The following is a 21744-nucleotide window of genomic DNA, read 5'->3' on the forward strand; positions in this document are numbered from 1 at the left end:
TTTTTGTTCAGCGGGTGTTCATTTATGCAGCGTATCCTGAGCCCATGAAAAATTTTGATTCATGGATGACCCCCAAACGCATGCTCTGGGCTTCGGTGGTGGTGGCCTTGATCACCATCGGGCTGAAAACCTTGGCTTGGTGGCTTACCGGTTCGGTGGGTTTACTGTCGGATGCGATGGAGTCCCTGGTCAATTTGGCAAGTGCCATTTTTGGCTTGATGATGGTCACGGTGGCTGCCATGCCAGCGGACAACGAGCACCCCTATGGGCACCACAAAGCCGAATACTTTTCTTCTGGCTTTGAAGGCATCCTGATTGTTGTGGCCGCTTTGGGCATCATTTGGGCTGCGGCCCACCGCTTGTTTGACCCTCAACCCATTGAACAAGTGGGCTTGGGCTTGGCTTTGTCGGTGGGCAGCTCGGCCCTGAACGGCTTGCTGGCTTGGTTGATGTTTCGCGCAGCCAAGCAGCACCGCTCGCTGGCGCTGGAAGCCGATGCCCGTCACTTGGTCACCGACGTCTGGACTTCCGCAGGTGTGGTCATCGGCATTGGCCTGGTGAGCGTGACGGGTTGGCTGTGGCTGGATGCGGTGGTGGCCATTGGCGTGGCACTGAACATCTTGAAAGAAGGCTGGCACCTGATTTGGTTGTCCTCGCAAGGCCTGATGGACGAGGCCCTGGAGCCCGAGGTGCTGGTCGATGTACAAAAGGTCTTGGACGGTTTTGCCCACCAACGCGGCGAAACCGAAATCATCCGTTTTGACCACTTGCACACACGCAAAGCTGGGCAGCGCCGCTTTGTCGATGTGCACATGCACATGCCTGCGAGTTGGACTTTGGGCCGTGCGGCCGCCTTGCGTGGCAGCGTCGAGCAAGCCCTGATGAGCGAGGTGCCTGGGCTGCGCGCCACCATTCAGTTGCTGCCCAGCGATGTTGAGGCGCACTTCAGTGATGCGCGGGATCTGAAATGATCGCCGTACTGCAACGGGTGAGCGAAGCCAGTGTGCGCGTCGACGGCGAGGTGATTGGCCAAATCGGCGCGGGCCTGTTGGTGCTGCTGTGCGCCGAAAAGGGCGATACCGAAGCAGTGGCCGACAAGATGCTGGCCAAGATGCTCAAACTGCGCATCTTTGGCGATGGCGCTGGCAAGATGAACTTGAGCGTGCAAGACGTGGCTGGCGGTCTGTTGGTGGTGAGTCAGTTCACTCTCGCCGCCGATGTGTCATCGGGCACACGTCCAGGGTTTTCGGGGGCCGCCGCCCCTGACGATGCCCGAAGCCTGTATGACCATTTTGTGGCTCAAGCCCAAAAAGACCATCCGGTGGTGCAAACCGGCCGTTTTGCCGCCGACATGAAAGTGGCCCTCATCAACGATGGCCCCATCACCATCCCGATGCGCATGACGGCTTGAGTTGCTGCCAGGGGTGGGCAACGATAATCGCCGCATGACTGCAACTTCTCCTGCCGCGAGTTCCGCTCGCTTCGACCAGCTTGCGCTGGCCCCTGCCACCCTTCAAAACCTCGAACAACTGGGCTACACCCAGATGACGCCCATCCAGGCGGCCAGCTTGCCGTTGACGCTGGCGGGGCAAGATTTGATTGCCCAAGCCAGTACCGGCAGCGGCAAAACCGCTGCCTTTGGCTTGCCCCTGATTGAGCGCTTGCAAAGCGCTGGATCACCCAGCACGGCGATACAAGCTGTGATTTTGTGCCCCACCCGCGAATTGGCCGATCAGGTCACGCAAGAAATCCGCCGTTTGGCCCGTGCCCGGTCAAACGTGAAAGTCGTCACTCTGTGCGGTGGCGTGGCGTTGCGTGGTCAAACTGTGAGTCTGGAGCACGGCGCCGATGTGGTGGTGGGCACGCCCGGCCGCATCCTGGACCATCTGGAGCGCGGTTCGCTGAGCCTGGCGGGTGTGAACACGCTGGTGCTCGACGAAGCCGATCGCATGCTGGACATGGGCTTTTTCGACGACATCGCCAAGGTGGTCCGCCAGTGCGCCAAAGACCGCCAGACGCTGCTGTTCTCGGCCACCTATCCCGAAGGCATTGCCAAGTTGGCCGCACAGTTCATGCGTGCGCCGCAAACGATGAAGGTTGAAGCGCAGCACAGTGCACACAAAATCCGCCAGATTTATTACGAAGTGAGCGAAAGCCAGCGCCTGGACGCCGTGTCCAAGTTGCTGGCACATTTCCGCCCCGAGCGCACGCTGGCCTTTTGCAACACCAAGCAGCAATGCCGCGATCTGGTGGCGGTGCTGCAGGCCCAGGGCTACAGCGCGCTGGCGCTGTTTGGTGAATTGGAGCAGCGCGAACGCGACCAGGTGTTGGTGCAGTTTTCCAATCGCAGCTGCTCGGTGCTGGTGGCCACCGATGTCGCCTCGCGCGGGCTGGACGTGGAAGGCCTTGAAGCCGTGATCAACGTGGATGTGACGCCCGATGCAGAAATTCACATTCACCGCATCGGCCGGACCGGTCGGGGCGACGCCGAAGGGCTGGCGCTGACGCTGGCCAGCATGGACGAGATGGGATCTGTCGGCAAGATCGAGGTGATGCAGGGCCGCGAGTCGAAGTGGGAGCCTTTGTCTGGCCTGTCGTCTGCGGAGGTTGGTCCATTGCAACCGCCCATGCGCACCTTGCAGATTGTGGGAGGGCGCAAAGAAAAAATCCGTGCAGGCGATGTGATGGGGGCCTTGGCGGGTGAGTGTGGTTTGACCCGAGAGCAGGTTGGCAAGATCAATGTGAACGAGTTTTCGACCTATGTGGCGGTGCAAGCAGCTCTCGCTAAAAAGGTCGAGGCGCAGTTGTCGCACGGCAAGATCAAGGGCAAGAGTGTGAAGGTTCGGTTGCTCTGACGTTTTGCCTTTCGCTTGGGCGGTGTGTGAGGGGATGCGGCGGGTTCCTCATAACGGGGTACCGTAAATCGTCACCCGCCGCATCCCCTCACACACCTGGGTGGTCAGTTTGGCGAGAGGCTTGCTGTTAACGAGCAGTCTTCGGTTCCATGCCATGACTTCAGGTTCGACCTGACGTAAAACGGCGGCGGTTTTTGAAACCGCACCACGGCCTCGAACGGGGTGGGGCCGGGTGACGATTTTCGGTACCCCGTCATGAGGAACCCGGCCCCACCCCATTCGAGGCCTCCCCAGCTCAAACCATCCGGGCCTAACCAGCAAAAACTACAGATAAGGGTTCTTCAACCCCAAGCCCGCCAAGATCGCAATCTCGTAGGCCTCCATCTCCTCAGCATGGGCCGTGCTGGTCTCGTGGTCCCAGCCCTGAGCGTGCAAAGTGCCGTGCACCAGCAAATGCGCGTAGTGCGCAGCCAGCGTCTTGCCTTGTTCTTTGGCTTCGCGGGCCACCACCGGGGCGCACAGCACCAAGTCGGCCATCACCACGGGCTCTTGCTCGTAGTCAAAGGTCAGCACGTTGGTGGCGTCATCCTTTTTGCGGTAACTCTGGTTCAGCGCGCGTCCCTCTTCTTCGCCCACGATGCGCACCGTGATCTCGGCGTCATCGGCCAGGGCGTGGCGTATGGCTCGCGTGACGGCATGGCGTGGCAAGGCGGCGCGGTGGCGAGCGGCGTTGGGGATGTCGCCAAATTGCAGGGAGAGCTGGAGTTGTTGCAGGGCCATGGAGGTGTTGGATTCGGAGTTCAATCATCGGTGGGCAGGGGCTTGCGGCGGGTCGTGACACCCGCACGCATGGGGGCGCTGCCTTGCGCGTCGTAGGCGTCCACAATGCGGGCCACCAAGGGGTGGCGCACCACATCGGCGCTGCTAAAGCGCGTGAAAGCAATGCCCTTGACGCGCTTCAAAACCCGCTCGGCATCGATCAGGCCGCTCAATTGCCCCTTGGGCAAGTCGATCTGACTCACATCGCCCGTCACCACCGCCTTGGCGCCAAAGCCAATGCGTGTCAGGAACATCTTCATCTGTTCGGTGCTGGTGTTTTGCGCCTCGTCCAAGATCACAAAGGCGTTGTTCAACGTGCGCCCGCGCATGAAAGCCAGTGGGGCCACCTCGATCGCATTGCGCTCAAAGGCTTTGAGCACCTTGTCGTGACCCATCAGGTCGTACAGCGCGTCGTACAAGGGACGCAAATACGGGTCGACCTTTTGCGACAAGTCGCCCGGTAAAAAGCCCAGTCGTTCACCCGCTTCCACGGCTGGGCGGGTCAGCACAATGCGCTGAACGCTGGCACGCTCCAGTGCGTCCACCGCGCAGGCCACGGCCAGATAAGTCTTGCCGGTGCCCGCTGGGCCGATGCCAAAGCTGATGTCGTGGCTGGCGATGCTTTCCAGATAGGCCGCTTGCACCGGTGTGCGGGCCTTCAGGTCGGCGCGGCGGGTTTGCAAGATGGGCAAATTCGCCTCTTCGCCCCCGCTGTCGCCCACCAGCATCAGTTGCACCATGTCGGGTGAAATGGGGCGGTCGGCACGCTCGTAAATGGCCTGCAAAATTTCCATTGCATGCAAAGCCACCGCCTTGGGGCCGTCCACCTTGAACTGCTCGTGGCGGTGCGCGATGCTCACTTGCAAGCCCGCCTCGATGGTGCGCAGGTGCGCGTCCATCGGGCCACACAGGTGAGACAGACGGGCGTTGTTGTGCGGCGTGAAGGTGTGTCTGACGATCAAGTTGATAATCCTCGCTGTGCGCGGTTTGTGGCCAAGATGGCCCGGGCGAGAGCGCATTTTCTCCCATCGCAGGCATTTAAGGCGTCACCTCCCATGATTGGCAAACTCACTGGCATCTTGAGCGACAAAAACCCACCCGAGGTGATCGTGGACTGCCATGGCGTGGGCTACGAGGTGAATGTGCCGATGAGCACTTTCTACAATTTGCCCGCAGCGGGCGAAAAAGTCAGTCTGGTGACGCACTTTGTGGTGCGCGAAGACGCGCAAATTCTTTACGGTTTTGCCACGCTGGCTGAACGCGAAGCTTTTCGCCAGCTCATCAAAATTTCGGGCGTGGGGCCCCGCACGGCCTTGAGTGTGTTGTCCGGCATGAGTGTGGACGACTTGGCGCAGGCCATCACCACCCAAGAAGTGGGGCGTCTGGTCAAAGTGCCCGGCATTGGCAAAAAAACTGCTGAGCGCCTGCTGCTCGAACTCAAAGGCAAGCTGGGCGGCGACTTGGGCGGCTTGTTTGCCGTGAACACCAGCGACGCGCAAAGTGACATTCAGCAGGCTTTGCTGGCGCTGGGCTACAGCGATAAAGAAGCCGCTGCTGCCCTCAAGAGCTTGCCCGTGGACGTGGGCGTCAGCGAGGGCATCAAGTTGGCGCTCAAAGCCCTGAACAAATAAGCATTCGGGCAGCCTTGCATTTGGATATCCGATGGATATACTGGCGTCATGAAAACCACCGCCTTGACCATTTCCACCTGGGGCAACAGCCATGGCATCCGGCTCAGCCGTGAGTTGATGCAGTCGCTGGGCATCACACCCGGTACGCCCTTGCAGGCCACGGTCGTGGCCAAAGGTTGTCTTGAGCTGCGTGCCGTGCCCCAGCGCCCAAGCCTCCAAGACAAGCTCGCTGCTTTTGATCCCCAGTTGCATGGCGGCGAAGTCATGTCCGATGCGCCGCAAGGGTTGGAATTCGGGGCGGATGCGGGAAACGTCAAGTGAGCCGCACCCCTTGGGTGCCCGACCGGCAAGACATCATCTGGATCAACTTCAACCCGCAGGTGGGCCGCGAAATGCGCGATATGCACCCTATTCTGGTGCTGTCGCCCAAAGCCTTCAACGACAGGACTTCCATCGTGATCGGCTTTCCCATGTCCACGGCGGCCTACAACGCCACCAACCCGTTTGCGATCGACAACAGCAAAACGGCCAAGCAGCCGAGCTTCATCATTTGCAACCAACCCAAGAGCTTTGACTGGCGCCAGCGCGGCGCGACACCGCACCCTTGGAAGCGGGTCAGCGACGCCATTTTTCAAACCGCTCGTCTTGAGCTCAACGACATCATCGAGTTGGTCACCCCATGAGCATCCGCACAGACGACTTTGCCCCGCAACCCGAACCCCGGGTCATTTCTGCGGCCCCCGTGTCGCACCAAGAAGAGGCCATTGAACGCGCCTTGCGCCCCAAGTTGCTCGACGAATACGTTGGCCAAGTCAAGGTGCGCGAACAGCTGGAGATCTTCATCAGCGCCGCCAAGATGCGCGAAGAGCCTCTGGACCATGTGTTGCTGTTTGGCCCGCCCGGTTTGGGCAAGACCACGCTTTCCCACATCATCGCCGCCGAGCTGGGTGTGAACCTGCGCCAGACCAGCGGCCCTGTTCTGGAAAAACCCAAAGATTTGGCGGCGCTCTTAACGAATTTGGAGCGCAACGATGTGCTCTTCATCGACGAGATCCACCGCCTGTCGCCCGTGGTCGAAGAGATTTTGTACCCCGCGCTGGAGGACTACCAGATCGACATCATGATCGGCGAAGGCCCGGCGGCGCGCAGCATCAAGCTCGACTTGCAGCCTTTCACCTTGGTGGGCGCCACCACCCGTGCGGGCATGCTGACCAACCCGCTGCGCGACCGTTTTGGCATCGTCTCGCGCCTGGAGTTCTACACGCCCGAAGAGTTGACCCGCATCGTGACCCGCAGCGCCGGTTTGCTCAAAGCACCGATTGACCCCGAAGGCTCGTTCGAAATCGCCCGCCGCTCGCGCGGCACGCCGCGCATTGCCAACCGCCTGCTGCGCCGGGTGCGCGACTATGCCGATGTCAAGGGCGACGGCACCATCCACAAAGGCATTGCCCAAAAAGCCCTGGTCATGCTCGATGTAGACCCCGAAGGCTTTGACCTGATGGATCGCAAACTGCTCGAGGCGGTGATCCACCGTTTTGACGGCGGCCCGGTCGGGTTGGACAATATTGCGGCCAGCATTGGCGAAGAGCGCGACACCATCGAAGACGTGATCGAGCCGTATTTGATTCAGCAAGGCTATTTGCAGCGCACGCCACGTGGGCGCATGGCCACGTTGGCGGCATTCAAGCATCTGGGCGTCACACCGCCCAAATCGTTTGGGGACAAGTTCTGAATCGGTATTTACGCTTGCAGTTTGATGGGGGTGTTGTTTGGGCGGTCGGATCCGAGGCTGAAACGATAATGCCAACATGGAAACCAAATGGCTTGAAGATTTTGTAAGTTTGGCCGAAACGCGCAGTTTCAGCCGCTCCGCGCAACTGCGGCACGTTACGCAACCGGCTTTTTCCCGGCGCATCCAGTCGTTGGAGGCTTGGGCCGGGGCCGACTTGGTCGATCGCAGCTCTTACCCAACTCGGCTCACCCCTGCGGGTGAGACTTTGTATGCACAGGCGCTGGAGATGCTTCAGTCGCTGCAGAACACCCGTGCCATGTTGCGCGGTCACAATGCGGTGGGGCAGGACATCATCCAGTTTGCGGTGCCGCACACCTTGGCATTCACGTTTTTTCCGCCTTGGGTGGCCAGTTTGCGTGAGACCTTTGGGCCCATGAAAAGCCGGCTAATGGCGCTGAATGTGCACGACGCGGCCATGCGCCTGGTGGAGGGAGGGTGCGACGTGTTGATCGCTTACCACCACCCTTCGCAGCCCTTGCAAATTGACCCTGAGCGCTACGACATGGTGGTGTTGGGGCACGAGGTGATTGCGCCCTATGTTCAGAGCACGCACGATGGTCGGGCGCTATTCAGTTTGCCGGGCCATACCGCACGGCCACTTCCTTATTTGGGCTACGCGCCCGGAGCTTATTTGGGCGGCGTGACCGACTGGATTTTGAAGCAGGCGGGCGTGCCGGTGCATCTGGAGCGGGTCTATGAGACCGACATGGCCGAGAGTCTGAAAGTGATGGCCCTGGAAGGCCATGGCATCGCGTTTTTGCCGCGCAGTGCAGTCAAGAAAGAAATTCAGGCAGGCACCTTGGTCGAGGTGGGCTTGCCCGGTGGGCAAACCCTGGCATTGAGCATGGAAGTGCGTGCCTACCGGGAAAAATCAGGGTCCAAAGCCTGTTTCAAGAGCTCGGCCCATCAGTTATGGCTGCACCTGACCCAGAGCACTTCTTCGGTGCATTCCTCCCGATAAATCGTCGCTAACGGTTTCTTTTCATGGCATGTATTGCCTTATGCATTTTTTGCATAAATATTGGGGTACTCCCTGATAGCGGCTGATAACAAACTGACTATTTTCAGCACACACCGGCTTGCAGGCACATTTTGTGCATATGCACGAGCCGCTGAAGCTGTGGTGCACCATTTGGGTGTACGTTCCAAACAGTCCCGTTGTTCGACGCGAGCCTAGGGAAGCTCCTAGGCGGTTCACTGCGGAATTTGGCATTTAATATGTGGGTGGCAATTTGCTACTCACCATTTCACAAGAGGATTCAAACCATGAAGAAAATGACACAAACCTTGATTGGCTCCGTACTGGCCACTGCAGGCTTGCTGGCGGCCACATCCGCCATGGCGGGCAAAACCCTGGACCAGATCAAGCAACGCGGCCAAATCGTCTGCGGTGTCAACACCGGTCTGGCCGGTTTTTCAGCCGCTGACTCCAGCGGCAACTGGTCAGGTCTGGACGTGGACCACTGCCGTGCCGTGGCCGCAGCTGTGCTGAGCGATGCCACCAAAGTCAAATATGTGCCCTTGACCGCCCAGCAGCGTTTCACCGCTTTGCAGTCCGGTGAAGTCGATGTGCTGGCCCGCAACACCACCAACACCTTGAACCGCGATGGCTCCTTGGGCCTGCACTTCATCGGTGCCAATTACTATGACGGCCAAGGCTTCATGGTGCCCAAAGGCAAGATCACCAGCGCCAAGCAACTCAAGGGCGCCACAATCTGCGTGCAGTCCGGCACCACCACCGAAAAGAACCTGACCGACTACTCCCGCGCCAACAAGCTCAACTTGAAGCCTGTTGTGTTTGAAAAAGTCGAAGCCGCTACTGGCGCTTACTTCTCTGGCCGTTGCCAGGCTTACACCACCGACGCATCGGGCCTGGCCTCTGTGCGCGCCAAGGAAGCCAAAGACCCCGCGGCCCACCTGATCTTGCCCGATCTGGTCTCTAAAGAGCCTTTGGGCCCCATGGTACGCCGTGGTGACGACGAGTGGTTTGCCATTAACAAATGGGTGCTTTCCGGCCTGATCGAAGCCGAAGAGTACGGCATCACGCAAGCCAATGTGGACCAAATGAAAACCAGCGACAACCCTCAAGTGGGCCGTTTGTTGGGTGCCACAGAAGATTTGGGCAAGCACCTGGGTCTGGACAAGGAATGGCTGGCCCGCGCCATCAAGACGACCGGCAACTACGGCGAAATGTTCGAGCGCAACGTCGGCCCCAAGACTGCCATCAACTTGCCACGTGGCCTGAACAACCAGTGGAACAAGGGCGGCCTGATGTACGCGGCACCGCTGCGTTGATCGACAGCCTTTTTTGAAGGTTCTGAATACGCCCCTTCACGGGGCGTATTTTTTACCAGCCCGTCATTTTTCAGGCAGTCCTCATGTCCCATTTTTCCATGATCGAGGCCAGGCCCTTGCCCGGCAAGAAAACCCGATCGATTTCGTGGCGCAGCCGCGAAGGGCGTTCGGTCATCTACCAGGTCGTCGCCATCTTGTCGGCTTTGGCGCTGGTGGCCCTGTTGGTGCGCAACACGCTCACCAACATGCGTCTGCGTGGCATCCAGAGCGGCTACGACTTTTTATTTCAACCGTTTGGCTTTGACATCAGCGAAACGGTGATCGAGTACGCGCACAACAGCTCTTACTTCTTGGCTTTTGCCATCGGCATGCTCAACACGCTCAAGGTCGCCGTGATCGGCATCCTGCTGGCCACGGTGCTGGGTGTGCTGGTGGGGGTTGGGCGGTTTTCGGCCAACTTTTTGGTGCGAAAAATCTGTTACGCCTACGTTGAATTTTTCCGCAACGTGCCGGTTTACCTGCAGTTGCTCATCTGGTATCTGGTCTTCACCGAGATGCTGCCCGACCTGGACCAGGCTTGGCAGGCAGGCCACTTCTTTTTGAGCAAAAACGGCATTTCCTTCCCTTGGCCTGTGTGGCAGTTGGGCCAGACCTTGGCCTTGGTCGGTGCTGCTCTAGGCCTGGTGTTTGCGTGGGTCTACCGACGCATGGCACGGGCGCATTTTGACCGGACCGGCCTCACCCGACCGGTCTGGGCCGTGTCGTTGGCGGTCACGCTGGTGATGGCGGTGCTCGGCTGGCTGGTTGGTGGCGCGCCCAACGAATGGGACTTGCCCAAAAAGGGCGATTTCCAGATTGAAGATGGCGGCGCGTTCAGTCCAGAATTCATTGCCTTGCTGTGTGGCTTGGTGTTTTACACAGCGTCCTTCATTGCCGAAGTCGTGCGCTCGGGCATTGCCTCAGTGTCGCTGGGCCAGCACGAGGCTTCTGCCTCTTTGGGTCTGAACAAAAATCAGTCCATGCGTCTGGTGGTGTTGCCACAGGCCTTGCGCGTGATCATTCCGCCGCTCACCAGCCAGTACCTGAACCTGACCAAAAACTCGTCGCTGGCGGTGGCCATTGGTTACCCCGAACTGGTCTCGATCGCCAACACCACGCTCAACCAAACGGGCCGGGCCATCGAGGCCTTGTCCATCGTGATGTTGGTGTACCTGACGCTGTCTCTTCTCACTTCGGCCCTCATGAACTGGTTCAACGCCAGTGCCGCCATCCAGGAGCGCTGACATGACCACTGTTTTCAAATCCACCGAAGCGCGGCCCATGCCTGGCCGCAGCACAGGCCCCGTGGCCTGGTTGCGAGGCAACCTGTTTTCCACCCCGAGCAACAGCCTGATGTCGCTGGCGCTGCTGGCCGTGTGCCTTTGGGCGCTGGTTTCCTCGCTCGACTGGGCCGTGTTGCAAGCTGTTTTCAGCAGCAACTTGCAAGCCTGCAACGAAGTGCGCGGCGCAGGGGCTTGCTGGGGCGTGATCTCCGAAAAAGGCCGCTTGATTGTGATGGGCCGTTACCCTGAAGTCGAGCACTGGCGCCCGGTGATCGCCACCGCCCTCATGTTGGGTGTGGTCGTCATCAGCTGCATGCCCCGTTTCTGGAACAAGGCATTGCCCTTGATTTGGCTGGTCATGCTGACCGTGTATTTTGTGCTGATGAAGGGTGGCTTTTTTGGCCTGACCGAAGTTGACACCGACCAATGGGGCGGCTTGCCGCTCACGGTCATGCTCACCGTTATCTCCATGACGCTGGCCTTTCCGCTGGCCATCTTTGTGGCCTTGGGGCGGCGCTCCAACATGCCGGCCATCAAAACACTCTGCACGCTCTATGTGGAGTTGGTGCGCGGCGTGCCGCTCATCACCGTGCTGTTCATGGCCTCGTTCATGCTGCCGCTGTTCATGCCCGAGGGCGTGAAGATCGATGTGCTGGTGCGGGTGGTGGTGGGCATCACGCTGTTTTCCGGTGCCTACATGGCCGAGGTGATTCGCGGCGGCCTGCAGGCCTTGCCCAAAGGCCAGACCGAAGCGGCGGCCACGCTGGGCCTGAGCTACTGGCAGACCCAGCGCATGATCGTCCTGCCCCAGGCTCTGGCCACCGTGGTGCCGTCCATCATGAACACCTTCATCGGCCTGTTCAAAGACACTTCGCTGGTGACCATCGTGTCGCTGTACGAGCTGACCGGCGCGTTGGGCCTGGCGCTCAACTCTGACGCCGACTGGCGTCCCTTCAAGATCGAAGCCTACCTCTTCATCACCTTCATTTATTTCGCGTTCTGCTTTGCCATGTCGCGCTACAGCCTGTGGATCGAAGAGCGCACAGCCGTGAGCAAAGTCCGCTGAACGAAAGACCTTTATGACCTCCAACGCTAACCCCATCATCGAGTTCAAAGGCGTGAACAAGTGGTACGCCAGCAATGGCTACCATGTGCTGCGCGATGTGAATTTGCAATTTGCCAAAGGCGAAAAAGTCGTCATCTGTGGCCCTTCGGGCTCAGGCAAGTCCACCCTGATTCGCTGCATCAACGCCCTGGAGGAATACCAGGAAGGCACGCTCACAGTCGACGGCACTTTACTGGGCGATGACCTCAAAGGCATCGACAAAGTGCGCCGCGAAGTCGGCATGGTATTCCAGCAGTTCAACCTGTTCCCGCACCTGACAGTGATGGAAAACCTGATCTTGTCACCCACTTGGGTGGCCAAGATGCCACGCAAGGAAGCCGTGGACAAAGCCATGGTGCAACTGGAGCGCGTGCGCATTTCTGAGCACGCGAACAAGTACCCCTTGCAACTGTCCGGCGGCCAGCAACAGCGCGTGGCGATTGCCCGCGCACTGTGCCTGACGCCCAAGATCATGCTGTTCGATGAGCCCACCTCGGCCCTCGACCCCGAGATGATCAAGGAAGTGCTGGACGTGATGATCGAGCTGACCAGCCAGGGCATGACCATGCTGTGCGTGACGCACGAAATGGGATTTGCCAAGGCGGTGGCCGACCGTGTGATCTTCATGGACCAAGGCCAGGTGGTTGAGCAGGCACCGCCCCAGCAGTTCTTTGATGCGCCGCAAACCGATCGGGCGCAGGACTTTTTGTCCAAGATTCTCGGGCATTGATTTAATTGGGGTCAGATCCCGATTAAATCGGTGTCAGATCCTGATCAATTGGCTTTTGTTGCCGGACTGAACACAGCCGGCAGGTTTGAGACAATACGCCGCATGACCCAAGAACTCACCCTCATCCGCCCCGACGACTGGCACTTGCATGTGCGCGACGGCGCCGCCCTGAACGTGGTGGTGCCGCACACCGCCGCCCAATTCGGCCGCGCCATCATCATGCCCAACCTCAAGCCGCCCGTGACCACGGCCGAGCAGGCGCTGGCCTACAAGCAGCGCATCCAGGCCGCCGTGCCAGCGGGTATGGCCTTTGAGCCGCTCATGACGCTGTACCTGACCGACAACTTGGCTCCGTCAGAAATTGTCCGCGCCAAAGCCGCCGGTGTGGTGGCCTGCAAGCTCTACCCGGCAGGGGCCACCACCAACAGCGACGCGGGCGTGACCGACCTGCGCAAGATCTACCCCGTGCTTGAAGCCATGCAGCGCGAAGGCATGCTGCTGCTGGTGCACGGCGAAGTCACTTCGTCCGACATCGACCTGTTTGACCGCGAAGCTGTGTTCATCGAGCAGCATCTGATCCCGCTGCGCCGTGACTTCCCAGGCCTGAAAATCGTGATGGAACACATCACTACGAAAGAAGCCGCTGATTACGTGGCCGCTGGCGACGCGAATTTGGGTGCCACCATCACTGCACACCACCTGCTGTACAACCGCAACGCCCTGTTCTTGGGCGGCATGCGCCCACATTACTACTGCCTGCCCGTGCTCAAGCGCGAGACCCACCGCCTGGCTTTGGTGCAAGCGGCCACCAGTGGCAATGCCCGGTTCTTCTTGGGCACCGACAGCGCCCCACACCCGGCGCACCTCAAAGAGCACGCCAGCGGTTGCGCAGGCTGCTACACCGCGCACGCCGCCATCGAGATGTACGCCGAAGCCTTTGACCAGGCCGGCGCGCTCGACAAGCTCGAAGGCTTTGCCAGCTTCTTCGGGGCCGACTTTTACGGTCTGCCGCGCAATACCGGCACCATCACGCTGCGCCGTGAAAACTGGACGCCCGCCGAGAGCTTTGCCTTTGGCGAGGCCGAACTCAAGCCCCTGCGTTCCGGAGAAAGCCTGCCGTGGCTTCTGGTGGCGGGGTGAGCCCCAACCGGGCTGGGCACCGCTGTGCGCCAGCTTCCAGCCTGGGCGTGCACGACATCGACTGGGACGCGCCTTGGCTGGCCGACTGGCGCGCCGTGGGCGAACCGATCGCACGCCAGCTGGGGGCCGGTATGCCCCAGCCAGAGGCCTTGAGCAAAGCCAGCTGTGCCCCCGTGCGCTTTGTGCCGCAATCCGACTTGCCCGAAAGCCAAGCCTACGAAGACTTCATTTTTGCTACGGGCCAGGTGCCCACCCGCGAAGGCTTGCACGATTTCTTCAATGCTTTGTGTTGGATGCATTTCCCGAAGTCCAAAAAACGCCTGAACCAGTTGCAAGCCCGCGAAATCGCCCGCGCCGGGGTGGGCCAGGTGCGTGGCCCGGTACGCGACGCCGCCACCGTGTTCGATGAGAACGCGCTGCTGATCCAGACCTCCGATGTCGTGTGGTTGGCCTTGACCGAGCACCGATGGAAGGATGCCTTTCTTGGTTTTCGCAGTGAGTGGGCACTTACACGGCTTTGGGCTTTTGGCCATGCTGCGCTCGAAAAAGCGGTGAAGCCTTACAAATCGATCACCGTTCACCTGTGGCGCGTGCCGCAAGGCGTGGCACAGTCCGACCTCGACGCTTGGCTGGCGCAAGACCTCACACCTGAAAAATTGGCCAGCAAACCCTTCAGCCCTTTGCCTCTGCTGGGCGTGCCGGGCTGGTGGCTGGCCAACGAAGACTCGTCTTTTTACGCCGATGACAGCGTGTTCCGTCCACGCAGGAGTCCGCGCCATGTGGAAAAACCGTACGCCAATCCGGAAATCACGCCCCCGGCTTGATTTTGAACACCAACCCCCTAATATCGGTTGCAACGTGCCCGCGTCTTTCGGGTGAAAGTGAAACTCAACATGAAACGCATTTTTCTTTTCGTCGTGACCAACTTGGCTGTAGTCCTGGTGTTGGGCATCGTCGCCAACTTGCTGGGCGTCAACCGCTTTTTGACTTCCAACGGTCTGAACCTGGGCGCTTTGCTGGGTTTTGCGCTGATCATGGGCTTTGGTGGCGCCATCATCTCTTTGCTCATGAGCAAATGGATCGCCAAAATGTCCTCGGGGGTCAAAGTCATTGACCAACCGGCCAATGCCGACGAGGTCTGGATCGTTGACACCGTTCGAAAATTGGCTGACAAAGCCGGTATCGGCATGCCCGAAGTTGGTATTTTTGAAGGCGACCCCAACGCTTTTGCCACTGGCGCATTCCGTGATTCGGCCTTGGTGGCCGTGTCCACCGGCTTGCTGCAAAACATGACGCACGAAGAAATCGAGGCTGTGCTCGCCCACGAAGTGGCACACATCGCCAACGGCGACATGGTCACCATGGCCCTGATCCAGGGCGTGATGAACACCTTCGTGGTGTTCATCTCGCGTGTGGTGGGTTATGCGGTGGACAGCTTCTTGCGCAAGGGCGACAGCGAAAACTCCGGTCCCGGCATCGGCTATTACGTGACCACCATCGTGATGGACATTTTGTTGGGCGTTCTCGCTGCGATCATCGTGGCCTGGTTCAGCCGCCAGCGCGAGTTCCGCGCCGATGCCAGCGCGGCGCAGCTGATGGGCCGCAAGCAGCCCATGATCAACGCCTTGGCCCGCTTGGGCGGTGTGCACACCGCCGAGTTGCCCAAGAGCATGGCTGCCATGGGCATTGCGGGGGGGATTGGCCAGATGTTCAGCACGCATCCTCCCATCGAAGAGCGCATTGCAGCATTACAAAACAGCGCTTTATAAAGACGATTCGTCTTTCCCCAGTGCGTCCAGGTGGGATGTGTCACCCCAGCCCACCAAGGACAAGCCCGCAGGCGTCCACAACAAGCTGTTGACTGCGGTGTTGGTCAGTGACCACGTGCGCGGGGCTTGTAGATCGATGCGGGTAGCTGCACGGTACAAAATGTCCAGCACCCCGCCATGGGCCACCAGCACGATCTGCTGACCCGGATGGCGTACAGCCAGTTCGTTCACCGTGGTCACAATGCGATCGCGCAGGACCAGAAGTGACTCGCCGCCATCGGGCGGTGTCCAGTCGGGCGTGCGTTTGCGCCAGTGCCATGCATGGTCGGGCAGCTCGGTTTCGATCTCGGCAAATGTGCTGCCCTGAAACGCCCCAAAATGCCGCTCTCTCAAGCCTATGTGGGTGCTCACCGTTTTCCCGATGGCCTGTGCAATCGCGTTGGCGGTGGCGTGGGCGCGAGACAGGTCGCTGGCATAAATGGCATCAATGGCATCGCGTTGCACGAACGACCGTGCCAGGTGCTCGGCCTGGCGCAGGCCTACATCGTTGAGTGGAATGTCCAGGTGGCCTTGCAGCCGCGTGTCGACGTTCCAGGCGGTTTCTCCGTGGCGAATCGCCAAAATGCGGGTCGGTTCCATAAATTCCTAGATTCAGCGCGGCACTTCGATGTTGACCCGGCGTGGGCCAGCAGGCGGGTTGGGGAAATTGGCCAGGGCGGCCTGGAACAGAGTCGCAAAGATCGGCACGCTGTCGCTCCAGGGGCCTGCGTGGCTGGCGCGGGTTTCGTAGACCACTTGGCCCGACTTCAGGTCGCGCATGATGACGCTGACCTCACGGCGGTAATGGGTGGGCGGCGGAAAACGCATGCCCATACCCAGACCCACGTGCGAGCCCAGGCCCCCGACAAAGCCCGAACCGAAGGCGATGCTGCCAAAAGGCGTCCAGCCCGGACCTAAGGGGCGACCCCAAGGGTCGGCCGGGTACTGCGAGCCACTGAAGCCCAGCATCACGCTCAGGCTGGCTCCGGCATCGTCTCGCACCAGACCCACGGCCGTCATGGCCAACTGCGCTTGTTGCTCGGCGAGACCGGCTTCGGGGTTGTGAACCTGCGAGGGCAGGCGCTCGAAGCGGTACTTGGCGCCTTGCAAATTCATACCCGCCGGCACGGCAGCCACCGAGACCACATCGCTGTCGATCAGGCGCATTGAGGCGCAGCCCGTCAAGAAGGGCAAGGCCATCGCGACCAAGGCCATCAAAAACCAACGCGTGAGCTGCCGAGTTGCTGTGCGCATGAGTTGTCTCCTTGAGGTTCACATCGAGATGACCTGAATGCCCGGCAAGGACGCTTCCTTGAACTCTTCCTCGTCAAAAGCCATGTCGCCATCGTCCGACTCAATGCCGGTGATCTTCAGGTCCTTGAAGCCGTGCAGCTTGGCGTCCATCAAATGCGAGGGCACCACATTTTGCAAAGCCGCAAACATGTTTTCAATCCGGCCAGGGTGCTTCTTTTGCCACTCGCGCAGCATGTTGCCCACCTGCAGGCGCTGCAGATTTTCCTGGCTGCCACACAGGGTGCAAGGAATGATGGGGAACTGTCGGTGCTCAGCCCAGCGGATGAGGTCGGTTTCGGCCACATAGGCCAGTGGGCGGATCACCATGAATTCGCCGTTGTCGCTGACCAACTTGGGAGGCATGCCCTTGAGCTTGCCGCCAAAGAACATGTTCAAAAAGAAGGTCTGCAGCATGTCGTCGCGATGGTGGCCGAGCGCCAGCTTGTTGCATTTGAGCTCGCGCGCCACGCGGTACAAAATCCCCCGGCGCAGACGCGAGCAAAGGCTGCACATGGTCTTGCCTTCGGGGATCTTGTCTTTCACGATCGAATACGTGTCTTGCGTCTCGATGTGAAACTCCACCCCCAGCTCTTTGAGGTATGCAGGCAGGATGTGCTCAGGAAAACCCGGTTGCTTTTGGTCCAGGTTGACCGCGACCAGTTCGAAGTCGACCGGGGCGCGGGCCTTCATCTTGAGCAGGATGTCGAGCATGCCGTAGCTGTCTTTGCCGCCCGACATGCAGACCATGATGCGGTCGCCCGCTTCGATCAAGTTGAAGTCACTGATGGCTTGGCCCATCTGGCGGCACAGGCGTTTTTCGAGCTTGTGGGTTTCGCGCTCGATCTTGATGGCTTTGGCGGCCTCTGATTCGGCTTGCGCTTGTACCCAGGCGTTGTCGGTTTCTGTGTCTGTGTTCATAAGGTTCACCACTGTCCTGTTTCCATGCGAATGGCCACTTCGCAGTCTTCAAAAATTTCAAGTTTGGCAATCTTGACGCGCACGCCCAAAACGCCGGGCAACTGCATCAGGCGGTTCGAGACTTTGCCAATCAGCGTTTCCAGCAGGTTGATGTGCTCAGCCGTGCATTCGTCGATGATGATTTTGCGCACTTTGCGGTAGTCCAGCACCGAATGGATGTCGTCGTCGCTGGGCAACAGGGGCTGCGTGCCCAGGTTCAGCTCGGCGTCCACCTGTATCGGTTGCGGGTCGGTTTTTTCGTGCTCCAGGATGCCCAGGTTGGCGTGAAATCGCAAACCGGTCAGCTCCAGGGTTTGTTGGCCAGCAGGGGTTTTCATGGCGCGGGTTTGATTTGGAAGATTTCAACCCCGACGGCTTCGCAGTCCGGGTACACATCGGGTTTGCAGCTGGACAGGCGCACCGCTTTCACCTGCGGGTGCGCAATCAGCTCGCGCATCAGGTCGTCGCACAAAGTCTCTTGCAGCACGATGTGGCCTTGGGCCACACGTTTGGCGATCACCTCACGGATGAAGTCGTAGTCCACCACTTCGGCCAAATCGTCTTGCGTGGGGGTGGACGCGCTGAAGGGTACAAACAGTTCCACATTGAAGACGATGCGCTGGGGCCCCAGCTTTTCAAAGTCGTGCGCACCGATGCGCACGTCCACTGTGTGGTTGCGCAAAAACAGGCGGCGACAGTTCAGCGCCAAATCGGTCATCAGGTCGCTCATGCAGGGTCTTTCGGTTCACCCAAAAACATCACGTCCCGCGCCAAAGGCACCAAGTGCTGCCCGTTGTCCACACACACCGTGGTGCCGGTGATGCAGGGGTTTTGCGCTAGAAAAACGCAAGTGGCTGCCACCTGCGCCGGGTCGATAGGTTGGCGCAGCAGGTTCACGCGGCTGTTACGGTCAAAGTTCTCTTGGGTTTGCGGGCCGCTCAAAAACATCAGGCCTGGGGCCACCCCGCACACGCGCAAGCCAGGGGACAAGGCTTGCGCCTGTAAAGCCACCGAGCGCTCCAATGCCAATTTGGAGACGGTGTACGAAAAATAATCGGGGTTCAGGTTGAACACCTTTTGGTCAAGGATGTGGATCACGCTGCGTTGACCGGGTGCGGCGTTGGGAGCAGCTTGTTTAGCCATCCATGAAGCGAGGGCCATCGGTGCAATCAGGTTCACTTCCAGCTGAAGACGGGCACCGGGCAAGTCCATGTCGGTACCCTCATCGGGCTCGAACAAAGAGGCGTTGTTCACCAAGCAATCGAGCGGGCCGGTGGTTCGCGTGATGTGGTCTATCATGCTCTCGACTTTGGCACTTTGCGCCAAGTCGGCTTGCACCAACTCCACGCTAGAACCTTGATTTTGCAACTCGGTCTGGAGGGCCTGTGCCGCAGCACCCGAGCGCTGGTAATGGCACCACACGCGCCAGCCCGCTGCCGCAAATTGGCGGACGATCTCTGCGCCCAGGCGGTGAGCGCCTCCGGTGACCAGAACTTGTTTCATGAATGTGAGCAGCTTGCGGTAGAGGGATGACTGGCCTGCGAAGGTGGTCGGTTGAAAAAGTTTGTCATCCCAGACTCGATCCGGGGTCCATGCTTGCTCAGCCATGGATGCCGGGTCAAGCCCAGCATGACAGTGGGTCAAGCAAACCGCTAATTATCGGGCAAGCCATGAATTTGGACCCAGCACCCCGTCACATTAACTCGGTTAACCCCTGCACGCCTTCGGCGACAATCGCCGAGTGACCGCGCCCAACCTCAATCCTTCATCCGAGTTGACCCAACGCATCCACCAAGCCATTGCCCAAGCCGGTGGCTGGATCGGTTTTGACCGTTTCATGGCCATGGCGCTGTACGAGCCGGGCTTGGGTTACTACACCAACGCCTTGCAAAAGTTTGGAGCCATGCCCTCATCGGGCAGCGACTTTGTGACCGCACCCGGCATGTCCCCCTTGTTTGGCCAAACCCTGGCCGTGCAGGTGCGCCAAGCGCTGCAGGCCACTGGCACCGACGAAGTCTGGGAGTTTGGTGCGGGCACTGGGGCCTTGGCTTTGCAGCTGCTGGAGAGTTTGGGCGCTTCCGTGCGCCGCTACACCATCATCGATTTGTCGGGCACTTTGCGCGCCCGCCAAGCTGACACTTTGCTGAAATATGCCGACAAAGTGTGCTGGCTCGACGCCTGGCCCGATGCCATCGAGGGCGTGGTGGTGGGCAACGAGGTGCTGGATGCCATGCCGGTGCAACTGCTGCAGCGCACGCGAGGCGACTGGTACGAGCGCGGTGTGGTCAGCGCGGCCGAGGTTGATGGCCTTGGCTTTGCATGGCAAGACCGCCTGACCGACCTGCGTCCGCCTGTGGACATTGACGGCGAGCACGATTACCTGACCGAAATACACCTCCAGGCCGAGGCCTTTGTGGCCAGCCTGGCCGAGCGCTTGTTGGCCGGCAAAGGGGGGGCGGCGTTTTTTCTGGACTATGGCTTTCCCGAGGGCGAATACTTTCATCCCCAACGCCACATGGGCACCGTCATGTGCCATCAATTGCATCAGGCCGACCCAGACCCTTTGGTGGCGGTGGGCCAAAAAGACATCACCGCCCATGTGAACTTCACAGGCGTGGCACTGGCCGCACAAAACGCGGGGCTGCATGTGTTGGGTTATGCCAGCCAAGCCTGGTTTTTGCTCAATTTGGGGCTGGCCGAGCGCATGGCAGCCTCCAGTCTGGCCGAGCGCAGCCAGGCGCAGCGCCTGGTCAATGAGCACGAAATGGGCGAATTGTTCAAAGTGGTCGGGTTGACCACATCGACCGATTGGGCTGCCCAGGGCTTTGTCCGGGGCGACCGGTCGCATCGCCTGTAAACGGCATCAAGGCAAGCTTATGTTGCGTTGGCTCATCGTGGTTTTTTTGACCCTGATCATTTTCAGTGGCTTGCAGAAATGGTTGCAAAAATTTGGCTTTGGCCGTTTGCCTGGTGACTTCCGCTTTCGCTTGTTTGGCCGCGAATGGTTCATTCCGCTGACCAGCACCTTGCTGCTGAGCTTGTTGGCTGCAGCAATAGCACGTTGGGTATGAGGCTCGGGTGACGCAGAGCTTGAAGGCCTTCAAGACGAACGTGTTACAGTGGGGCACGCCATTGGCGACTTATGCCCATCTAGCTCCTAGCGAGCCGATAGCGCATCCCGGCAGAGGGATGCCAGTCTTGTCCTCCACTGTGCACATCGCCCGCCAAGCTTTTTCTAAGCTGGGTTCAGACGATTTTTTGCTTCCTTTTTCATGCACCTCTGCACGGTGCTGTTGTTTGGCAGGCCTTGTGGCCTGCACATGGGGGCGCTTTTTGGCAGCAGGACATGCCAAGACGCGAGCCGCCGCGCAGCCCTCGAAAGGGCCAACCAGGCGGTGCGACCCCCCTTCGTTAAAATACATGACTATCCACTACTGTTCACACCAACCCATCTCCATGGGAAAATTCCGAATTCAACCTTGTTCCAGGGCTTTGCCCAATGGCGCATTTGGCGCGCAAGTGTCCGTGGCCAGTGGCCGTGGCAGCGCCAGCACCGACCGCGTGATGCGGTTTGTGCCTGAATTTGCAACGCCTGACGCCGCCAACCAATACGCCCTCGATGAAGGCATGTTGTGGGTAGAGCGCCAGACTTCCAAACCGATTCTGCTTTGAGAAAGACGTTATAAATGGCTAAAGAAGAACTGATTGAACTGATGGGCGTGGTCAACGAGGTGTTGCCCGACACCCGTTTCCGCGTGACCCTGGACAATGGTCACCAATTGATTGCTTATTCTGCGGGCAAGATGCGCAAAAACCACATCCGCATTTTGGCGGGTGACCGAGTGACGCTCGAACTCTCCCCTTATGACTTGAGCAAAGGCCGCATCAGCTTCCGTCACCTGGCTGGCCGCGCACCGATGGCGCCGCGCCGCCCACCGGCTCGTTGATCCTGTCCGGTTGATTGCGTTGACCTGAGTCAACGCGCCAAGCGCTTGAA

27 protein-coding genes are annotated in these 21744 nt (G+C 59.6%); 19 read left to right on the forward strand and 8 right to left on the reverse strand.

Translation table 11 applies throughout. The features are described 5' to 3' along the window. Positions 1-44 precede the first annotated feature (44 nt). From B9Z49_RS15035 to dbpA, 3 genes are read left to right on the forward strand one after another with little or no spacing between them, the layout of a single operon-like run. A complete protein-coding gene (locus tag B9Z49_RS15035; protein WP_108354260.1) occupies positions 45-971 on the forward strand; it encodes a cation diffusion facilitator family transporter in 927 nt (308 codons plus the stop codon). Next, complete coding sequence (dtd, locus tag B9Z49_RS15040; protein WP_108354261.1) at positions 968-1411, forward strand: D-aminoacyl-tRNA deacylase; 444 nt, start codon at positions 968-970, stop codon at positions 1409-1411. Before B9Z49_RS15035 ends, dtd begins: the two co-directional genes overlap by 4 nt. Before the next feature lie 34 nt (positions 1412-1445). After that, positions 1446-2855: an ATP-dependent RNA helicase DbpA gene (gene dbpA, locus B9Z49_RS15045; RefSeq protein WP_108354262.1), complete on the forward strand. Its 1410-nt coding sequence runs from the start codon at positions 1446-1448 to the stop codon at positions 2853-2855. Between the two features lie 324 nt (positions 2856-3179). Here dbpA and ybeY read toward each other — a convergent pair whose 3' ends face one another. Then, a complete protein-coding gene (gene ybeY / locus B9Z49_RS15050; protein ID WP_108354263.1) occupies positions 3180-3635 on the reverse strand; it encodes an rRNA maturation RNase YbeY in 456 nt (151 codons plus the stop codon). A 20-nt stretch (positions 3636-3655) separates the two neighbouring features. After that, a complete protein-coding gene (locus B9Z49_RS15055; RefSeq protein WP_108354346.1) occupies positions 3656-4636 on the reverse strand; it encodes a PhoH family protein in 981 nt (326 codons plus the stop codon). Positions 4637-4729: 93 nt separating this feature from the next. Between B9Z49_RS15055 and ruvA the strand changes: the two genes are divergently transcribed. From ruvA to htpX, 12 genes are all read left to right on the forward strand, one after another. Next, a complete protein-coding gene (ruvA, locus tag B9Z49_RS15060; RefSeq protein WP_108354264.1) occupies positions 4730-5305 on the forward strand; it encodes a Holliday junction branch migration protein RuvA in 576 nt (191 codons plus the stop codon). A 48-nt stretch (positions 5306-5353) separates the two neighbouring features. Then, entirely contained in the window at positions 5354-5626 is a 273-nt protein-coding gene (locus B9Z49_RS15065) for a PbsX family transcriptional regulator (RefSeq protein WP_108354265.1), read from the forward strand. Next, on the forward strand, positions 5623-5988 hold the full coding sequence (locus B9Z49_RS15070) for a type II toxin-antitoxin system PemK/MazF family toxin (protein WP_108354266.1): 366 nt from the start codon (positions 5623-5625) through the stop codon (positions 5986-5988). Before B9Z49_RS15065 ends, B9Z49_RS15070 begins: the two co-directional genes overlap by 4 nt. Further along, positions 5985-7037 (forward strand): Holliday junction branch migration DNA helicase RuvB, encoded by a 1053-nt coding sequence (gene ruvB / locus B9Z49_RS15075; protein ID WP_108354267.1) that lies wholly within the window; start codon positions 5985-5987, stop codon positions 7035-7037. The genes B9Z49_RS15070 and ruvB overlap by 4 nt, the downstream gene beginning before the upstream one ends. 76 nt (positions 7038-7113) lie before the next feature. Further along, the gene (locus B9Z49_RS15080) at positions 7114-8058 is read left to right on the forward strand and encodes a LysR substrate-binding domain-containing protein (RefSeq protein WP_108354268.1); all 945 of its coding nucleotides are present in this window, start codon (positions 7114-7116) and stop codon (positions 8056-8058) included. Positions 8059-8363: 305 nt separating this feature from the next. Beyond that, a complete protein-coding gene (locus B9Z49_RS15085; RefSeq protein WP_108354269.1) occupies positions 8364-9392 on the forward strand; it encodes an amino acid ABC transporter substrate-binding protein in 1029 nt (342 codons plus the stop codon). Positions 9393-9475: 83 nt separating this feature from the next. Then, a complete protein-coding gene (locus tag B9Z49_RS15090; RefSeq protein WP_233254647.1) occupies positions 9476-10675 on the forward strand; it encodes an amino acid ABC transporter permease in 1200 nt (399 codons plus the stop codon). Position 10676: 1 nt separating this feature from the next. Further along, positions 10677-11780 carry an amino acid ABC transporter permease gene (locus B9Z49_RS15095; protein WP_233254648.1) on the forward strand — a complete coding sequence of 368 codons (1104 nt, stop codon included), beginning with the start codon at positions 10677-10679 and terminating at the stop codon, positions 11778-11780. Positions 11781-11793: 13 nt separating this feature from the next. Next, entirely contained in the window at positions 11794-12549 is a 756-nt protein-coding gene (locus B9Z49_RS15100; RefSeq protein WP_108354270.1) for an amino acid ABC transporter ATP-binding protein, read from the forward strand. Positions 12550-12651: 102 nt separating this feature from the next. After that, complete coding sequence (gene pyrC / locus B9Z49_RS15105; RefSeq protein ID WP_108354271.1) at positions 12652-13689, forward strand: dihydroorotase; 1038 nt, start codon at positions 12652-12654, stop codon at positions 13687-13689. Beyond that, positions 13668-14513, forward strand: coding sequence for a DUF3025 domain-containing protein (locus tag B9Z49_RS15110; RefSeq protein ID WP_233254649.1), 846 nt, complete (start codon positions 13668-13670; stop codon positions 14511-14513). Before pyrC ends, B9Z49_RS15110 begins: the two co-directional genes overlap by 22 nt. Before the next feature lie 69 nt (positions 14514-14582). Then, positions 14583-15458 (forward strand): protease HtpX, encoded by an 876-nt coding sequence (gene htpX, locus B9Z49_RS15115; protein ID WP_108354350.1) that lies wholly within the window; start codon positions 14583-14585, stop codon positions 15456-15458. Here the strand turns inward: htpX and B9Z49_RS15120 are convergent. Genes B9Z49_RS15120 through B9Z49_RS15145 form a run of 6 tightly spaced genes read right to left on the reverse strand, consistent with a single transcriptional unit; the run spans position 15453 to position 19355 of the window. Beyond that, entirely contained in the window at positions 15453-16097 is a 645-nt protein-coding gene (locus B9Z49_RS15120) for a histidine phosphatase family protein (protein ID WP_108354272.1), read from the reverse strand. The two genes, htpX and B9Z49_RS15120, sit on opposite strands and share 6 nt — an antisense overlap. Positions 16098-16109: 12 nt before the next feature. Further along, positions 16110-16751 carry a hypothetical protein gene (locus tag B9Z49_RS15125; RefSeq protein WP_108354273.1) on the reverse strand — a complete coding sequence of 214 codons (642 nt, stop codon included), beginning with the start codon at positions 16749-16751 and terminating at the stop codon, positions 16110-16112. An 18-nt stretch (positions 16752-16769) separates the two neighbouring features. After that, the gene (ttcA, locus tag B9Z49_RS15130) at positions 16770-17708 is read right to left on the reverse strand and encodes a tRNA 2-thiocytidine(32) synthetase TtcA (protein ID WP_108354274.1); all 939 of its coding nucleotides are present in this window, start codon (positions 17706-17708) and stop codon (positions 16770-16772) included. Between the two features lie 5 nt (positions 17709-17713). Further along, positions 17714-18085: a dihydroneopterin aldolase gene (locus B9Z49_RS15135; protein ID WP_108354275.1), complete on the reverse strand. Its 372-nt coding sequence runs from the start codon at positions 18083-18085 to the stop codon at positions 17714-17716. After that, positions 18082-18477 carry a dihydroneopterin aldolase gene (locus B9Z49_RS15140; RefSeq protein WP_108354276.1) on the reverse strand — a complete coding sequence of 132 codons (396 nt, stop codon included), beginning with the start codon at positions 18475-18477 and terminating at the stop codon, positions 18082-18084. Before B9Z49_RS15140 ends, B9Z49_RS15135 begins: the two co-directional genes overlap by 4 nt. After that, entirely contained in the window at positions 18474-19355 is an 882-nt protein-coding gene (locus B9Z49_RS15145; RefSeq protein WP_233254650.1) for an SDR family oxidoreductase, read from the reverse strand. The genes B9Z49_RS15140 and B9Z49_RS15145 overlap by 4 nt, the downstream gene beginning before the upstream one ends. Positions 19356-19488: 133 nt before the next feature. Between B9Z49_RS15145 and B9Z49_RS15150 the strand changes: the two genes are divergently transcribed. From B9Z49_RS15150 to infA, 4 genes are all read left to right on the forward strand, one after another. Beyond that, the gene (locus B9Z49_RS15150) at positions 19489-20604 is read left to right on the forward strand and encodes a class I SAM-dependent methyltransferase (protein WP_108354277.1); all 1116 of its coding nucleotides are present in this window, start codon (positions 19489-19491) and stop codon (positions 20602-20604) included. Positions 20605-20623: 19 nt separating this feature from the next. Beyond that, on the forward strand, positions 20624-20818 hold the full coding sequence (locus B9Z49_RS15155; RefSeq protein ID WP_108354278.1) for a DUF2905 domain-containing protein: 195 nt from the start codon (positions 20624-20626) through the stop codon (positions 20816-20818). A 385-nt stretch (positions 20819-21203) separates the two neighbouring features. Continuing rightward, positions 21204-21419, forward strand: a complete 216-nt coding sequence (locus B9Z49_RS15160) for a hypothetical protein (RefSeq protein ID WP_233254651.1) — start codon at positions 21204-21206, stop codon at positions 21417-21419. 14 nt (positions 21420-21433) lie between these two features. Continuing rightward, a complete protein-coding gene (infA, locus tag B9Z49_RS15165; RefSeq protein ID WP_019426546.1) occupies positions 21434-21694 on the forward strand; it encodes a translation initiation factor IF-1 in 261 nt (86 codons plus the stop codon). The last annotated feature ends 50 nt before the right edge of the window (positions 21695-21744 follow it).

Source organism: Limnohabitans sp. 2KL-51, from assembly GCF_003063645.1.
In the GTDB taxonomy this organism is placed as follows: domain Bacteria; phylum Pseudomonadota; class Gammaproteobacteria; order Burkholderiales; family Burkholderiaceae_C; genus Limnohabitans_A.

What these genes read in the sequence shown, in the direction of transcription:
- B9Z49_RS15035 (WP_108354260.1), top strand. Translation starts at nt 45, where the DNA reads ATGAAAAATTTTGATTCATGGATGACCCCCAAACGCATGCTCTGGGCT.
- dtd (WP_108354261.1), top strand. Translation starts at nt 968, where the DNA reads ATGATCGCCGTACTGCAACGGGTGAGCGAAGCCAGTGTGCGCGTCGAC.
- dbpA (WP_108354262.1), top strand. Translation starts at nt 1,446, where the DNA reads ATGACTGCAACTTCTCCTGCCGCGAGTTCCGCTCGCTTCGACCAGCTT.
- ybeY (WP_108354263.1), bottom strand. Translation starts at nt 3,635, where the DNA reads ATGGCCCTGCAACAACTCCAGCTCTCCCTGCAATTTGGCGACATCCCC.
- ruvA (WP_108354264.1), top strand. Translation starts at nt 4,730, where the DNA reads ATGATTGGCAAACTCACTGGCATCTTGAGCGACAAAAACCCACCCGAG.
- B9Z49_RS15065 (WP_108354265.1), top strand. Translation starts at nt 5,354, where the DNA reads ATGAAAACCACCGCCTTGACCATTTCCACCTGGGGCAACAGCCATGGC.
- ruvB (WP_108354267.1), top strand. Translation starts at nt 5,985, where the DNA reads ATGAGCATCCGCACAGACGACTTTGCCCCGCAACCCGAACCCCGGGTC.
- B9Z49_RS15080 (WP_108354268.1), top strand. Translation starts at nt 7,114, where the DNA reads ATGGAAACCAAATGGCTTGAAGATTTTGTAAGTTTGGCCGAAACGCGC.
- B9Z49_RS15085 (WP_108354269.1), top strand. Translation starts at nt 8,364, where the DNA reads ATGAAGAAAATGACACAAACCTTGATTGGCTCCGTACTGGCCACTGCA.
- B9Z49_RS15090 (WP_233254647.1), top strand. Translation starts at nt 9,476, where the DNA reads ATGTCCCATTTTTCCATGATCGAGGCCAGGCCCTTGCCCGGCAAGAAA.
- B9Z49_RS15095 (WP_233254648.1), top strand. Translation starts at nt 10,677, where the DNA reads ATGACCACTGTTTTCAAATCCACCGAAGCGCGGCCCATGCCTGGCCGC.
- B9Z49_RS15100 (WP_108354270.1), top strand. Translation starts at nt 11,794, where the DNA reads ATGACCTCCAACGCTAACCCCATCATCGAGTTCAAAGGCGTGAACAAG.
- pyrC (WP_108354271.1), top strand. Translation starts at nt 12,652, where the DNA reads ATGACCCAAGAACTCACCCTCATCCGCCCCGACGACTGGCACTTGCAT.
- htpX (WP_108354350.1), top strand. Translation starts at nt 14,583, where the DNA reads ATGAAACGCATTTTTCTTTTCGTCGTGACCAACTTGGCTGTAGTCCTG.
- B9Z49_RS15120 (WP_108354272.1), bottom strand. Translation starts at nt 16,097, where the DNA reads ATGGAACCGACCCGCATTTTGGCGATTCGCCACGGAGAAACCGCCTGG.
- B9Z49_RS15125 (WP_108354273.1), bottom strand. Translation starts at nt 16,751, where the DNA reads ATGCGCACAGCAACTCGGCAGCTCACGCGTTGGTTTTTGATGGCCTTG.
- ttcA (WP_108354274.1), bottom strand. Translation starts at nt 17,708, where the DNA reads ATGAACACAGACACAGAAACCGACAACGCCTGGGTACAAGCGCAAGCC.
- B9Z49_RS15135 (WP_108354275.1), bottom strand. Translation starts at nt 18,085, where the DNA reads ATGAAAACCCCTGCTGGCCAACAAACCCTGGAGCTGACCGGTTTGCGA.
- B9Z49_RS15140 (WP_108354276.1), bottom strand. Translation starts at nt 18,477, where the DNA reads ATGAGCGACCTGATGACCGATTTGGCGCTGAACTGTCGCCGCCTGTTT.
- B9Z49_RS15145 (WP_233254650.1), bottom strand. Translation starts at nt 19,355, where the DNA reads ATGGCTGAGCAAGCATGGACCCCGGATCGAGTCTGGGATGACAAACTT.
- B9Z49_RS15155 (WP_108354278.1), top strand. Translation starts at nt 20,624, where the DNA reads ATGTTGCGTTGGCTCATCGTGGTTTTTTTGACCCTGATCATTTTCAGT.
- B9Z49_RS15160 (WP_233254651.1), top strand. Translation starts at nt 21,204, where the DNA reads ATGGGAAAATTCCGAATTCAACCTTGTTCCAGGGCTTTGCCCAATGGC.
- infA (WP_019426546.1), top strand. Translation starts at nt 21,434, where the DNA reads ATGGCTAAAGAAGAACTGATTGAACTGATGGGCGTGGTCAACGAGGTG.